Below are 14,690 nucleotides of genomic sequence, written 5' to 3' on the forward strand. Positions count from 1 at the left end.
CGGGCTGTATAAACATAACACACAAATGAAAACAAAAAGAGATTCTATTTACCCAAAGAACATGCTCTTCAAGGGCATGGTGATGATGCTCCTTGCACTGTGCTCTACCTTCGTAAAAGCACAGGTATCCGTTGGTGATTCGCTCGCGTTGGTTGAGATCTACAATCAAACGAACGGTGCCGCCTGGAATTCGAAGACCAACTGGCTTACCGGAAAGGTTTCGACGTGGGAAGGCGTGACCCTCACCGGCGGACGTGTGAGCGAACTGGCGTTGCCCGCCAACAATCTGAGCGGTGCGTTGTCCTATCACATCGGCTTTTTACAGGAGCTCCAGTCGCTGAACCTGTCGTCTAACAATTTGCAAGGCACGCTGCCGGTGGCCTTTGTGTTTTTGCAAAAGCTGAAGGTGCTCAACCTGAGCGAGAACAAATTCACAGGCGCCATTCCTTCATTTACCGGACTGTTAACGTCGCTCACCGATCTGAACCTTTCCAAAAATCAATTGTCAGGCGCCATTCCCCAAACCATTGTGCTGCTTTGCAAACTGAAGGCGCTCAACCTTTCGGACAACGCACTGACAGGAAGCCTGCCGTCGCAGATCGGATTGCTGGCGTCGTTGCAGGGATTGTATGTTTCCAACAACAAACTGCAAGGTGCCGTGCCGGTATCGATCGGAAAACTGAAGAAGGCCACAAACATTTATCTCGATAACAACAAGCTGAGCGGTGCTCTGCCCACGTCGCTGGGCGATGCCGATAGCCTCGTGTTTTTCAATGCGGCAAACAACAACCTCACCGGTGCCGTGCCCCAGACGCTCACCAAACTGAAGCGTCTCTATCTCTTCAACGTGTCGGGCAACGACATTGTGGATCTGCCCAACCTGTCGGGCATCACATCGCTGTTTCAGTTGGTAGTGGCAGACAACAAGCTGACCTTTGCCGACATTCAACCCAGCATCGGCAGAATGTTGCCCGGAAGCTATATTCCGCAAGACAGCGTGGGCACCAGCAGCACCGTGGCGGCCTGTGCAGGTTCGTCGGTGGTATTGCATGGCGATGTCATTGAAAGCGACGCAAACAATCGCTACACCTGGTTCGCGGTCGACGGTTCATTTGTGTCGGAAGAGTCGGCAAGCCCCAACCTGGTGTTGAATGGCGTGACAGCCGCCAATTCAAACCGCTATTCAGTGGCCATCTCTAACGCGAACGTGCCCGATCTGTATCTCTTCCGCAAAACCATTAAACTCACCGTGAACGCCTGTGCGTCGGGTGGAGCAGGCGCGAAGAGCGCTACGTCGGTTTATCCGGTGCCGTTCGAAACTACAACAACGGTGTTGGTCGCTACGCCGACGACAGAAGCCTTGCACATCGCCGTGCGCAACGAAAGTGGCGTGGTTGTAGAACAGCTCGACACCAACACAAACCTCGAAACCAAAGTGGGTGGCTCACTCAAAAAGGGAACCTATTATGTGGAGTCGGTTCACGGCACTTCGAAAGAGGTGACGCGGGTGGTTAAAAAATAAATTTGATCGATTTACCTGGCCAGGGGAGGCCGAAGGATGTCTCAACCCTTCGGCTCCCTCTTTTTTATTTTATGCGAACGTTTAAAACAACGCCTAACATGAACTGTCTCAAACGTACTATCGTCATGATGCTCCTGGCAGCGGGCTGCCTGTGTTGCTCCACCAAAAAAGAACCACTCACCTTTCACCTCGAAGGCACACCGGTGCGGTTGGTGCCGCCGCCGGGATTTAAACCCGCACCCGCGCTGGGTGGTCTTCAACATGCTTCGAAGCGCTCGGCCATTATGGCGCTCGAACTGCCTAGCACATTTCAGGAAGCGGCCGCGGAAATTGTTTCGGACACGCTCGCAAAGCAGGGCATACGTTTGCTGGAACGCCAGGACGTCAAGATTCAGAACAAAACCGGTGTGCTCTATAAAATCGGACGCCTCACCAACGGTGCCAACATCGAACAATGGATGCTGTTGTTGCCCTACGACCAGGCCACCATTTCCGTGACAGGAACATATGTGAAAACGGACGAGAAAGAACTCGCGGCTGGGATCAAAGCTGCGCTGCTGTCGGTGCAGCTCGATGCCCGGGCGACGCACGCAGCGTTGCCGTTTAGTGTTCGTGTGAAGGGGCTGCGCCAGGCAAAGGTTTTGCCGGGACCTTCGGTGGTGTATACGGAACAGGGCGATTGGAACAACGCATCGTTGCAAAGCCTTTCGTTCTTTGCGGGCTCGTCAGACCGCATGATCGGGTGGGGTGCAGAAGAAACGGCACGAAGCCAGTTTCAGGAAATGTGCCCAACGTGTATGCTGGCCGAAAGCTCGATTGCACACGTGTCGGTGGACAGTCTGGATGGCGTGGAGCTGTGGGGATACACGCCCGCCAAAAAGCTGAAGTATGAAATGGTGCTGTTCGACACCAGCAAGTTTTTTGTCATGATTGGAACAGCCGATAGCCTGCAGGCCGAGATGCTGGCGCACTATAAAGAAGCCTCCCGGACATTTGCCCGCAAGCGAAAAAGCTGAATCATGTTGACAAAGCTGGCCACCCTTGTGCTTGTTGCTACACTGGCCGCACCCTGCGTGGTGTTGGCGCAGGGCATGCCCCTTCGGTTCCTGGCCCGCGCAAAAAAAGAAATTTCGGACGAGACCATTGTGCTCACCCTTCGCGCTGCACCACGCCAGGTGGTGGCGGTGAAGATAGACCGGCACAGTGCGTCAACCCTGTTGCGAACGGCTCCGGCGGGTTCTCTATTTCTATTGAAGAGCGACGCCGATGCCAATGCGCGTGCTATGTTGGATTATCTGAAACACAGCAACGTGTTTGAATATGTTGAACCCGACTACGTGGGCCGCGCTGCAGCGGTAACGCCTGCCGCAGTGTTTCCGCACGATCCTTTCTTTCTCCGGCAATGGTCACACAACAACGACGGTAGCTTTCCGTTGGCCGCAGCCAAGGTTGATGCCGATGCCGACATTGCCGAGGCGTGGACCATCACCACGGGAAGCGAGGAAGTGATTGTGGCTATTCTGGATACCGGCGTGAAAACAGATCATCGCGAATTCAGCGGGCGCCTCTGGAAAAACCCAAACGAAATAGCCGACAATCAGAAAGACGACGACGGCAACGGCTATGTTGACGATGTGAACGGATGGAACTTTGTGGCCGACAACAATGCCCTTCAGGACGACGCCGGCCATGGTACGCACGTTGCCGGCATCATCGGTGCCACGGGCAACAACGACGTGGGCTATGCCGGTGTGGACTGGCATGCCAAACTGATGTGCCTGAAAGTGCTCGACGAAGGTCAACGGGGATACTACAGCCATTGGGTGGCCGCCATCCACTATGCAGTTGATCATGGCGCGGCGATCATAAATATGTCGATGGGAGGCGCGGACTATTCTCAGGCGCTGGAGGAGGCCGTGCAGTACGCATGGGATCGAAACGTACTGGTGGTGGCGAGCATGCAAAACCTGAACAATGACATCGTGTTCTATCCGGCGGGCTTCGCACGCGCATTGGCCGTGGGGGCGACCGACCCCGACGACAACCGGAGCCAATCGTTTGCCGGGACCATCTATGGCAGCAACTATGGCGAACACATCGACGTGGTGGCACCCGGAAACTACATCTATGGTCTTCACCATCTCTCCGACACAACCTATAGCATGGTGTTGAGCGGCACCTCGCAGGCCACGGCACTGGTGAGCGGCATTGCGTCGTTGATGCGCGCAAAAAATCCTCACCTCACCGTGACGCAACTTGAGCAGGGCATTGAAGCAGGCGCCGAAGATGGCGTGGGCGCAGCGACAGAAGATACACCCGGCTGGGATCGCTTCTATGGCTTCGGGCGCGTGAATGCCTATTTGGCGTTGCATCCTATGGATGCAGACGCCCCCGACGAAAGTGCGCTTCAGGTTTTTCCAAACCCATCCACTGGGTTGCTACACGTGAAGATGGATCAGAAAGTGGCCATTCGGTTCAGCATAGCCCTGTGCGACAACTTGGGCAGGCTTATTTTTCAAGACGAAAAAGACGCGACGCGCATGATAGACCTGAAGTATAGTCTTAACGGACTTCCCGCAGGCTTCTACACCCTGGTGCTCCGGAACGAAAAAACGCGCTGTGTTGCGAAATGGATGAAGCATTGACCTAAAGGCCATTGTACTTTGTTGAATTCATTGAACTTTTGGACACCAGATTTAAAATGTAATAGCTACGGGTAGATTCACTTTGGGAATAATGATAGGTTACTCTGAAAAACCTGTTCATCAATTACAATAAAAACCGGGCGTCATATTAACTTTTCGGACGTATTAACAAAAACAAGCGTTAAAGGCACTAACCCCGGCCAATCATGCCAACCGTCGCGCTAAAAAGCAAAGAAGGAATTTGGGTCATGGTCTCGACCATTCTGGCGTCGGCCATGGCTTTTATTGACGCCACGGCGTTGAATGTTGTGTTGCCCTCGATGCAGGAAGAACTTCAAGCATCGGTGACGGATATATTCTGGGTGCTCAACGCATACCTCTTGATGCTGGCGTCGCTCATCCTCATTGGCGGCTCACTGGGCGACACGTTGGGGAGGAAGAAAATATTCATGACCGGTATTGTTCTGTTTATTCTGAGTTCGGCCTCGTGCGGCATGTCGGCTACTATTTTTCAACTGATCGTGTTCCGGATTTTTCAGGGCATCGGCGGCGCCTTGATGATACCGGGTAGTCTGTCGCTGATCTCTTCGTCCATACACGAGCGTGAGCGGGGCAAAGCGATTGGTATTTGGTCGGCAGTGAGCACAGCGGTTACGATCGGCGGCCCCATTCTGGGCGGTGCGTTGGCAGATGCTGGATGGTGGCGCTATATATTTTATATCAATGTCCCCCTTGGACTTATCGCGTTGTTCATTCTGTTTGCCAAGGTTAGCGAAGTGAAAGCAGGCGGAGCGGACAAGCCCATCGATGTTGTCGGGGCGCTTATTATCGCCTTATGTTTGGCATCGCTTACGTATGGATTTCTACGAATACCAAAGGTAGGATTTAATAACTGGCAGGTTTATGTTTCCCTGGTGGCGGGGATATTGTTGCTGCCGGTGTTCATCGCTTGTGAGAAAAGGGTGCCACATCGGATGATGCCGTTGCATTTGTTCAAGAATAAGATTTTTAGCGGAATGAATCTTTATACCTTCTTCCTCTACGCGGGGCTTAGCGCCGGCATGTTTTTTCTTTCGTTGAACCTGATCCAGATACAGGGTTACCGCCAGTTTGAGGCCGGGCTTGCATTTTTGCCGTTCACGCTTTTGCTGACGCTGTTGTCAGCGGTTGCTGGCAAGTTGTCCGACCGTTATGGGCCCAAATTTTTTTTGGTGGCGGGCGCCACGATCACCGGAGCTGCTTTGCTTTTTCTTGCCTTCATACCAAAGACCAGTGGTCCCACGCAATATTGGTCCACGTTCTTTCCAGGGATTTTGATCTTTGGAGCAGGGATGACTTTCGTTATTGCACCTTTGACGGCCACGGTGATGGGTTGTGTGAGCGATCAATATTCGGGCGTGGCCTCGGGAGTGAACAATGCCGTTACGAGGACGTCGGGTGTTTTTGCCAATGCGATCTTTGGAGCGTTGGCCGTTCTTCTCTTTAGCAGCGCCTTGCAAAAAGACCTGGTGAAGACCTCTTTCTCGGAGGAAAGCAAAAGGGAAATCGCCGCGCAAGTCGTCAATCTTGGAAATGCAAAGGCGCCTTTACATTTGCCGGACGCCGACCGGCAGAAGATACAGGAGCTTTATCAGCAGGGATTTCTTAATGCCTACAGAACGATCATGATCCTGGCCGCAGCGTTGTGTTTTGGGGCTACGTTGATGGCGGTGCTCTTTGTTGAAAAAGGAGTCCATGAGCGAGAGCGGTAGGACGAGGTGTCAAGCTCCTGAGTGCTCATTGTACCCCGGGGCGGTAAAAAAAATAGGACCCGTAGAAATTGGCCTAAATTAACGTAGATAGGTTTTCTACAAGAAGAAAAAGTTGCCAGTCGTCTGAATTTGATGTAAAGCTTTCAGGGTAGACTTTATCAAGATGTTCTTGATAGCGAAATTGGAAATCAAGGCAGCTTCCGGTATAGAATTTGTCAAGTTTTTCGGAGTAAAGAATATAAACAGATGCCACTAGCTTAAAATAGTTGCAAACAAAAAAAGGATGGCGAGTGCCATCCTTTAAGTACCAAAGGTGGGCCCCGATAGCTATCGGGGCGAACCTACACATCTTTCGGGACGGCCTTCGCCATCCTTTAAGTACCAAAGGTGGGAATCGAACCCACACACCTTTCGGTACACGATTTTGAGTCGTGCGCGTCTACCAATTCCGCCACTTTGGCTTTTTTCACTTTGTTTCCCAAAAACATCGAAATTCAGCCAATTTCGAAGATTTTTTACGCCATTTTGATTCCCTTTTCTTCTCTAAAGTTCATCCTGCGGCGGGGCAAGTGCGGGGCAAATTTAGAACAAAGTTTTAAATATTTCATTGTCCCGGTGCAAATCCGGGGCAAATTTTACGTATAAATATTACGGCAAAATGATGACTAAAACGCACGATAGTAAACCAACGGCATCCCTGGTACTGGACAGCCGTACGATCCTTAGGGATGGGTCTCATCCCCTGAAATTAAAAATAGGTTGGGGTAAGGATGATAATCGTAAATGGTCCATTGGGTATACTTTCACCAAGGAGAAGTATGCAGAGCTACTTACAAATGCTACCAGAGCACCCTACAAGGACATCTGGGTTCATTTAAATGCTAAGCTACGAAAGGCAGATAACATTATTAGAGACCTCATGCCGTTCTTTCGATTTGAGGATTTTAAAGAGCGATTTTTTGATGCTCCGAACTTTAAGATTCAAGTCGATGAATCTTCACTAATGTTCATCTGTGAGACGGTTGCAAACAACTACAAACGGAAGGGACAGTATTCCATGTCAGTGAAAATGAGAGATTCTTCCAGATCCTTGTTAAAATTCGTTAAGATGGAAAATATGCCCATGCGGGCGATTACTCCGAGCTTTTGCCGGGAGTATGAGGAATATATGTACAATAAGTCGAAGAAGTTTACCCGAAATGGCGCGGGAATTAACCTCAGGCATATTCGGATATTATTTAACGAGGCGATTTCAGAAGGGTACATCCCAAGAGAGTGGTACCCTTTTAAGCGAATGAGCGGAGAGCGTTCGTTTTTCAAGGATGCTTACGTAATACCCTTAGAGCGTAAGTCAAAGGAGTATCTGGACGAGGCTGATTTGGTTAAGTTTTCAGAGACAAAGAGATTTGATACACCTGCACAGCGAAAGGCTCATTGTGCATGGCTTGTATCGTTCTATTGCAATGGAGCAAACGCGGCCGACTTCCTGAATTTTAGATTCAGGGACATTGAGGGAGATTTTATTTCCTTCTATCGCGAAAAAATAAAGTATTCTACGAGGCAGGACAGAAAGCTTATCCGAGTTTTCATAACACCAGAACTTCGTCAGTTAATTCTGGAGTTCGGCAATCCACCGGCGCCAAACAACTACATCTTTCAATGCTATACGGATGAGATGGACGATGAGAAGAGATTCCTTGCGAGGAAAAAATTTACCACCGACGTGACAAGGTCAATGAAGATTCTGGGCGAAAAGCTGGGATTAAAAGCGAAAGTCAAGTTGGGAAATGCACGCCATGCTCTGGCCAACATCCTTAAAAGAAATGGTGTGTCTCGCGAGGTCGTTAAGGACCTTTTTGGACATATGAGCATTGTTACGGCAGACAACTATTATGAATCATTTGGCGATGATAAATTCAAGGAAATTGCAACGAACTACATGTCCCTTGATGCGATAAAGAGTAGAATTCGAGACAGGTAATCAAGCTATGCTAACTTCTCAGCTTCCTCTTGGGTTAGTCTTTTTCCAGCCTTTATCCAGTCTTTAAGTTCCTGTTCGTCGAAGTATAGGGTTTTGCCTCTCTTGAAATGAGGAATCATACGCTTACAGACAAGATTGTAAATTGTCTTACGCTTCCACCCAGTTATCCTCATTGCCAATTTGATGCCATTGTCGTTGTTGGTCTCGATACTTTTATTTACTAAAAACGAATGTCTATCAGATTTTAATTCGAGTAATAGAGACTCAATTCGACTGAGTTGATTTTCGATTGCCTCAAATGGATTATGAGTTTTGCCTTGTGAATTCATATTGCCGGCATTTGACACCTGCAAGCAAATAAGAAATTGTTCAGCAGTTTGAATAGCAATAGATTTCTTTTAGTGGGTTTTGGTGACAAATGCCACTTTTATAAGCTTTCTGCCCGTAAATAAATTTTAAACATTCTGGTGAGCCCGGCCGAAATTTTCTGGTTTTAGGCTACGAAGCATCAAGCAGACCGATAATATCTGTCAAAGACGGGGAGCTTTTTGGTTTCATGAGATTGCGCACGAAAACAACATGAGGCAAGCTTATTTTTCGCGAATCTCTTATCAACCCTGGATTTCATCTCACAAGATCGCTTCGATATTTAGCAGCGCGGTTGACGCGGCAATTCCTGACAGCTTAAGCCTCAAAAGGTTTGATAACGGTCATCAAGTGGTGTTAAATGCCAACGGTGAAGTTTTGGTTGGCGATACCATTGTTTGGTATGCAACCGATGGCATAAAACACTTTGTGCCGAATGCTGATGAAAATCAGCTTGCCAAAATAAAGAGCGGCGAAATTCAAAGCGCGATAACTGATACTTACAGCATTAGCCGTTTGACGCCAACAGAAGTTAAAGACGACAAATCTCAAACACATACTATTTGGAATAATCCCGGCAATGGTGCTCATACGATCGCCCGCCCGGAACAGGTTCCATATTTCGGAATCCTCATAGTGAACGTGATGAGAAGGTGACCGAAGCAGCATCGTTATGAATGGTGACTTTTAAAGGAATAAAGTGAGTGAGTTGGGAAGTCAGTTGACGGAAGCCAAAATGAATAAAATATTAAATTAAGGAAATTGAATATCAATTGATAAGCAATTGGTTTTTAGAACGAATTCAGGATGCCAAGGGGGAGACTGGTAGTTGATATCTATTCTGGGTTAAATGATGGCGTTTATTCATTTGAAGTAGCTGAAGGGATTATTCTCTATTTTATGAAGTTACTGTGATTCCAAATGTATCACTTTGGTGCCATGTCAGATCTGTTTTTAATCTGCCTAAAAATGGCGCGAGTTAAGTGTTTTTAGTGCACGTAAATCAGTAAAATTACTGACCGGCTGGACGTATCCGAACCGCTATTTTTAAAAGGGAAAAACACCTAATGATCAATGACGAATGCCTAAAGTATTGGAAATAGAAAAACAATTCCTAAAAGTTTGGCTTAAACTGAAATCATAAGCACCTTCTTTAACATATTCATATATATATGAGGGACGAAATATCGGCAATTACGCCACCGTTCGAATAAAAAAACACGGGACGAAAAGGTGCTCAAAGATGTGAGGCAAATTTTCGATGAATTCGGACTCAAATCGGCAATTAAGAGTCGTATAATGAGGATGCAGTCTTGATGGTAGTGCCCAAGCAGATTTAACCCGGGACAAAATAGTAGACAAACCTCGCCCGTATTGGATCTGTTATCTTTACCTACAAGGCGACGTCTATTTTTTTGTTCACCCTTTTGTCTTCAAATAGCGACACCCATTTACATCTTCATGCAATATTTTTGCCTTTGACATTAGCCGAAAACGATGTTTGATAATTTGTATAAGTAGATCTATTAAGTTTCTTTCTGGGCGTACTAGTAACCAGCGCTCAGAAGTTAAAGGGGTAAGTAATCCAGCCGGGAAGAAAGCCCCTTTTCAATAGTCTCTTTCCCCGTGAAACGGGTAGTACAATTCTACTATTTTTCATGGCAAAATTATATTACTTAATAGTAGTCCAACTGATGCAAAACATGAACCAAACCAAAACTATAGATGTCCTGATTATTGGCGTTGTTATACTCGTAGCGATACCCGGGCTGTTATATTATGCTACAGTAATTTTGATTGAAAAACTTGACTGGCGGCAAAATGCAGGGTGTTGAAACAATACGGGTTGTTGAAACCGTACTGGCGGTTTCGTGGATTGGCGTTGGAGTATGTTTGTTATTCCGATTGATTAGATGGCTAGCGAGGCGTCTGTAGACGCTACAGGATTATTTATTTGGCAATTTTCGATGAATTGGATAGACGTTTGTCACCCTTTTCTTTTAGGAGAACAAAAAAAGCAGGTGGTTTAGACCTGCTCCTTTTGTTGGGCTTTAAAAATACGCCAATCCCTGAACACAACGTTAAATTCTGGTCGCTAAAGTAAGAATCTCAGGGCCAATGGTTGGTAATTAAAGGCATAATAGAATTGTACTATTTTTTCGTGTAAGGATTCTTTCCGATTTTCAGGACGCTAATAATCTCTCTCTTATTTTCGATGCTATTTTTTTGATTTTACGTAAAGATTTTGATTCTCCAAAGATGTTATTTGCTTCAACCGATTGTTTCATGAGATTGCGCACTAAAGCAACATGCTGTAAGTTTTTTTTTCGCGAATCTCTTATCAACCCTGGATTTCAAACATTGTATCTTGCCGGGATGAACCTATGGCCTATTCTCTTGCTATCCTGCCTAATAACGCTTGTAAACAATCGTGTTGAAGCGCAATCTCACGATCCCATCGCTGACCGGATGCTGGTGTACCAACGCAGTATTGGAGGGTGGCCAAAATTTCTCTACGATAAGGATCACAAGGGGGTGAAGGTTGATTATTCAAAAGCGCTAAGCGATGAAGAGGCCGACGCTATTCGTGCTGACTCGCTGGCCAGTGATGCAACGTATGATAACCATTCTACGAGCCGTGAGATCCGTTATTTGATTCAAGCCTACAAGACCACCGGGAACAAAAAATATCTACGCGCGGCAGAGAAAGGAATTCGTTATATCCTCAACGGTCAATACAAAACCAATGGAGGGTGGCCGCAATTCTATCCTGTGCGTAAAGGATATCCAAGCCATATCACCTATAATGACGATGCCATGGTTAACAACCTGGAGATTTTGCAAGACATCGTGGATAAGACGAAGAATATGGAAGTGATAGATTCGTCCCTTATTGCGCTTAGTAAAAAGGCGGTTGATCGCGGAGTTCAGTGTATTCTTTTAACGCAGGTGAAGGTTGATGGAAAACTTACGGCCTGGTGTGCGCAGCATGATACTACGACGTTGAGACCTGCCAATGCCCGTGCGTTTGAACCTGCTGCGTTAAATAGTTCGGAGTCGGCAGGCATTGTGCGATTCCTTATGCGTCAACAGAATCCATCTCCCAAGTTGGTGCAGGCGATCACCAGTGCCATGGAATGGTTTGAGAATTCGAGGATTGAAGGATACCAATTTGAAACTGTGACAGGAGCTTCTTATCAAAATGAAAAAGACAGAGTACTGGTTGCTGATGCACACGCTGTCATTTGGGCAAGGTTCTATGAGATTGAAACGAATGCGCCCTTCTTCACCGGCCGGGATGGAATCAAAAGGAAAAGTGTATCCGATATAGAGTATGAAAGAAGAAACGGATATGCATGGTATGGCAGTTGGCCGCAAAAGCTCCTTGATAAAGATTTTCCTATATGGAAGGCGGCGAATAAAATTATTGACCGTAGATGATTTTTTGAAATTAAAATGAATGACTGGTGTTCCTTCTTCATCCTTTGGATATTCTTTGTGTTTGCTCAACAGTAGTTGGGTAAAATAGCCCTAGTCAAAATCAAACGGAGTATCATTTGTCCTGGTGTGGAGCATCGACCCGAATAGGCATTTGATATCATTTATCAGAGCAGCGAACGGGACAGCACGAAGTTTGTGTATGGCATCCAACGCCAGGAGGACTTCGGGATATTTTTAAAATCATCGACCACATTCGAGCTGACCGAAAGGATCAATTAATTGTCAATACTGCCAGTCGCATGATAACAGTGATTCACAAAGGGAAAGCTTAAAGAAACTGCATTGTGAAATTGATGGAAAATTATATGTTGATACCAAACGGGCCAGGCCCAATGAAGCGTTCCGTCCGAACGAACCAGGATTTTTCTTTACTCACTAGGATATAATCTTTTTAAGGACGTTGTCACTCATCCCTTTTCGGGTATAAGTATTATTTGGGATCGCTATCCAAAACAAATGCTGTATTTCATTTCAGTCAATTTGGAGGCTAAGCCGAATGAGAAGCAAGTTGTTCCTTTGATCAGCATAGCCTCTCTACAAATGAACGAAAAGCTTGTGACGAGCGGACATGTTGTCAATGGCGTTCCAAATTAATTGGTCACTTCCACCGCTGATGAAGTCAGTGGCGATAACTGACGACACCTTAGTTCGCGACATGCTGGTTAATTGGCGATTCCGACGTGGTTGACCACTTTGTTTCGTTCGGCCGTGACCACAACATTCCGGACTATCGAACAATTTATTCCGCGAGAACTGACCATCCCTCGTATTGACTATCTTGAAGTTACGTCCAACACGATTTAACCTATGCTTACTTAACTTATGGTAATCATACCGTCACGAAATAAGTGGGCACGGGAGTCGGAATCTCCAATGGTGTTTTGAAAACCATTCAGAACTAACTAACTATGTTTTTTTCTACATTGCGTTTCTACCTGTTATGGTACTAGCAACGACCACTTTTAAAGTAGTCGTTTATGGGAAGGGAGTTTATGACAGCGGCCGAATGGCTTGCCCTGAAAATTATTTGCGGACAGATTTATCAACACCTGCTGGCAGATGAGCCAATACCTGATGACCTATATTTTGCCGTCCTGAAGTACATGGATCTGCCAGCCGACACGCTGTGTGATTATTTCCTTTTTGGCTCCTGCCAATATAGGATGGTCACGAAAGACATCACCCTGCTGTATAACCATCATTACAGAGGGATGGAGAAACGGCAAATCTATCTATATGCGACCCCGGCCAGATGCAAACCCTACCATCCTAAATAGAAAAAGCAGGCTGTTACACCTGCTTTTACATGTTGAGCTTTAAAATACGCGAATCACAACAACGGTTATTTTGGTGCCCTTCCTATCAATTTTTCAAGTAGTTTCTTCTTGTCCTTAATCGTATTTGGATGTACGATGTGCTGAGTTCTGTGTTGTTCCTGTCTTTGCGTTCCCGTAAAACTCCAGTTGAAAGGGGAGTTCGGTTACCGATTTTTTTGCAGCCCCGTAATTCGTTCTTTTTCAACTAGTAAGCTTTCAAGGTTTGATCTTAGGGAGATAGTTAATGCCTCGGGAGTATTTTTGAAATATAGACAATTTGAAAATGCGCTCACAAAGGATGGCATTGAGGCACACTTTCGGCCGCGAGCTATCGCTTTTTTTGAGCCGACGACTGTCCGATCTTGTCTGCATGGCATCGATTGTTGAAATGAACGCTTCAGAAAACTAGGTATCAGTCCTAAGCTTGCTGCGGGTTGAGTAAACATCGCTATTCAAGAATATTGCTCTTATGGAATGGGTTGTTATAGTATTTGTATAGGTTGGCATGCCCCTATTTGATTTATTGCAAGCCTAAAGAAATAGGGCTTGTATGTGATGTTCAGTGATAGGTTTAACGAGATAGTTTTTAATGCCGAGCCTGTCCGCACGAAACAGATCGTAATTATCAAGTGATGAGGTTAGTATCACAATTTGAACCTGGTTGAACTGCGATTCGAACGTTTCGGAAAATGTTCTAATGAAATCAAATCCATCCATAACGGGCATGTTTATATCCACAAACATTGTATCCGGAAAAAAGCTCAGCACCGGGTCATTTAGGATCTCGAGCGCTCTTCGTCCATTTTCCGCTTTGAATATGTTGGCAGCTGCGTCAAAGCGATGCAGCATTCGTTCGCTTATGAAATTGGACACGGCGTCATCATCGACCAATAGTATATTCCTCATCATATGCCCTTTAAAGTATGTTTGGTTTCAATTGAAATAGCGCATGAGCTTTCTACGCGACTATGACGACAGCACCGCTTATCACTTGGCTAAATGCGGCGACAAGTGCTTGGAAGTGATAAGATTGAAAATTAGAAAAGATGTCATGTGTTCAAAATATTTGCCGGATTTATACCCCTAATTTGACCGATTACATACCTAGCAACCGTTGTCGGTGCGCTAGTCTTACTGGATGGAAGAGCGTATGACATCCCTTCGATGCCGAATTTTCGCCCTGTTATTGATCCTATTTTTCCCGTTCAGAGAGTCATAACTTTGTAATGTAGCCATAGGTTGCTCAGGGCGAATCCAATGGGTTGTGAAATGGTTGCCATCGGTCCGCCATAACGTGAGGCGTGCCCCTTTTACCATGGTAACAGGAATCCTTGTAGGTAATACTCTCTGTTGGGAACAAATATTTGACTTCTGGTGATGAAACTATGCGCGGGCTGATACCATGTATCGTGCCGGCCCCTCCGCAGATACGTTAATTGATAATTTAAATCGATTTCGGTGATGATATTTTGCAGGTTTAATTGTCTTGTGTAAAAAAGAACATATGCGTCGTGCGTTTCTTCCCTCATCGGTCGCTGTTTTGAGAATTTAACTCAGCTAACACAACAAAACTTTAGGACTGGCAGAAAATAACGCACCTCTTCCCAG

General features: G+C 46.4%; 10 protein-coding genes and 1 tRNA gene. 8 read left to right on the forward strand and 3 right to left on the reverse strand.

The window, feature by feature from the left end:
- Positions 1-25 precede the first annotated feature (25 nt).
- From D4L85_RS15710 to D4L85_RS15725, 4 genes are all read left to right on the forward strand, one after another.
- The gene (locus D4L85_RS15710; protein ID WP_160143763.1) at positions 26-1,522 is read left to right on the forward strand and encodes a T9SS type A sorting domain-containing protein; all 1,497 of its coding nucleotides are present in this window, start codon (positions 26-28) and stop codon (positions 1,520-1,522) included.
- Positions 1,523-1,620: 98 nt separating this feature from the next.
- Positions 1,621-2,538, forward strand: a complete 918-nt coding sequence (locus D4L85_RS15715; RefSeq protein ID WP_119755183.1) for a hypothetical protein — start codon at positions 1,621-1,623, stop codon at positions 2,536-2,538.
- Positions 2,539-2,541: 3 nt separating this feature from the next.
- Positions 2,542-4,167 carry a S8 family serine peptidase gene (locus D4L85_RS15720; RefSeq protein ID WP_119755184.1) on the forward strand — a complete coding sequence of 542 codons (1,626 nt, stop codon included), beginning with the start codon at positions 2,542-2,544 and terminating at the stop codon, positions 4,165-4,167.
- 206 nt (positions 4,168-4,373) lie between these two features.
- Positions 4,374-5,918, forward strand: a complete 1,545-nt coding sequence (locus D4L85_RS15725; protein ID WP_119755185.1) for an MFS transporter — start codon at positions 4,374-4,376, stop codon at positions 5,916-5,918.
- 379 nt (positions 5,919-6,297) lie between these two features.
- Here D4L85_RS15725 and D4L85_RS15735 read toward each other — a convergent pair.
- Positions 6,298-6,379 (reverse strand) — tRNA-Leu (locus D4L85_RS15735).
- Positions 6,380-6,576: 197 nt separating this feature from the next.
- Here D4L85_RS15735 and D4L85_RS15745 point away from each other — a divergent pair.
- Positions 6,577-7,899 carry a tyrosine-type recombinase/integrase gene (locus D4L85_RS15745; RefSeq protein WP_119755188.1) on the forward strand — a complete coding sequence of 441 codons (1,323 nt, stop codon included), beginning with the start codon at positions 6,577-6,579 and terminating at the stop codon, positions 7,897-7,899.
- Positions 7,900-7,904: 5 nt separating this feature from the next.
- Here the strand turns inward: D4L85_RS15745 and D4L85_RS35120 are convergent, their stop codons facing one another.
- Complete coding sequence (locus D4L85_RS35120; RefSeq protein ID WP_119755189.1) at positions 7,905-8,228, reverse strand: helix-turn-helix domain-containing protein; 324 nt, start codon at positions 8,226-8,228, stop codon at positions 7,905-7,907.
- A gap of 250 nt (positions 8,229-8,478) precedes the next feature.
- On the opposite strand from D4L85_RS35120, the gene D4L85_RS15755 reads away from it, so the two are divergent.
- From D4L85_RS15755 to D4L85_RS15765, 3 genes are all read left to right on the forward strand, one after another.
- Positions 8,479-8,922 (forward strand): hypothetical protein, encoded by a 444-nt coding sequence (locus tag D4L85_RS15755; protein WP_119755190.1) that lies wholly within the window; start codon positions 8,479-8,481, stop codon positions 8,920-8,922.
- 1,629 nt (positions 8,923-10,551) lie between these two features.
- On the forward strand, positions 10,552-11,706 hold the full coding sequence (gene pelA, locus D4L85_RS15760) for a pectate lyase (protein ID WP_160143764.1): 1,155 nt from the start codon (positions 10,552-10,554) through the stop codon (positions 11,704-11,706).
- Positions 11,707-12,743: 1,037 nt separating this feature from the next.
- Entirely contained in the window at positions 12,744-13,043 is a 300-nt protein-coding gene (locus tag D4L85_RS15765) for a hypothetical protein (protein ID WP_119755192.1), read from the forward strand.
- A 570-nt stretch (positions 13,044-13,613) separates the two neighbouring features.
- On the opposite strand, the gene D4L85_RS15770 is transcribed toward D4L85_RS15765, so the two are convergent.
- Complete coding sequence (locus tag D4L85_RS15770; protein WP_119755193.1) at positions 13,614-13,991, reverse strand: response regulator; 378 nt, start codon at positions 13,989-13,991, stop codon at positions 13,614-13,616.
- Positions 13,992-14,690: the final 699 nt, after the last annotated feature.

The organism is Chryseolinea soli (assembly GCF_003589925.1).
Taxonomy (GTDB): Bacteria; Bacteroidota; Bacteroidia; order Cytophagales; family Cyclobacteriaceae; genus Chryseolinea; species Chryseolinea soli.

Bases quoted from the DNA above. Each gene is read 5' to 3' on its own strand.
- D4L85_RS15710 (WP_160143763.1), top strand. From the start codon at position 26: ATGAAAACAAAAAGAGATTCTATTTACCCAAAGAACATGCTCTTCAAG.
- D4L85_RS15720 (WP_119755184.1), top strand. From the start codon at position 2,542: ATGTTGACAAAGCTGGCCACCCTTGTGCTTGTTGCTACACTGGCCGCA.
- D4L85_RS15715 (WP_119755183.1), top strand. From the start codon at position 1,621: ATGAACTGTCTCAAACGTACTATCGTCATGATGCTCCTGGCAGCGGGC.
- D4L85_RS15765 (WP_119755192.1), top strand. From the start codon at position 12,744: ATGGGAAGGGAGTTTATGACAGCGGCCGAATGGCTTGCCCTGAAAATT.
- D4L85_RS15755 (WP_119755190.1), top strand. From the start codon at position 8,479: ATGAGGCAAGCTTATTTTTCGCGAATCTCTTATCAACCCTGGATTTCA.
- D4L85_RS15770 (WP_119755193.1), bottom strand. From the start codon at position 13,991: ATGATGAGGAATATACTATTGGTCGATGATGACGCCGTGTCCAATTTC.
- D4L85_RS35120 (WP_119755189.1), bottom strand. From the start codon at position 8,228: ATGAATTCACAAGGCAAAACTCATAATCCATTTGAGGCAATCGAAAAT.
- D4L85_RS15745 (WP_119755188.1), top strand. From the start codon at position 6,577: ATGATGACTAAAACGCACGATAGTAAACCAACGGCATCCCTGGTACTG.
- pelA (WP_160143764.1), top strand. From the start codon at position 10,552: ATGAGATTGCGCACTAAAGCAACATGCTGTAAGTTTTTTTTTCGCGAA.
- D4L85_RS15725 (WP_119755185.1), top strand. From the start codon at position 4,374: ATGCCAACCGTCGCGCTAAAAAGCAAAGAAGGAATTTGGGTCATGGTC.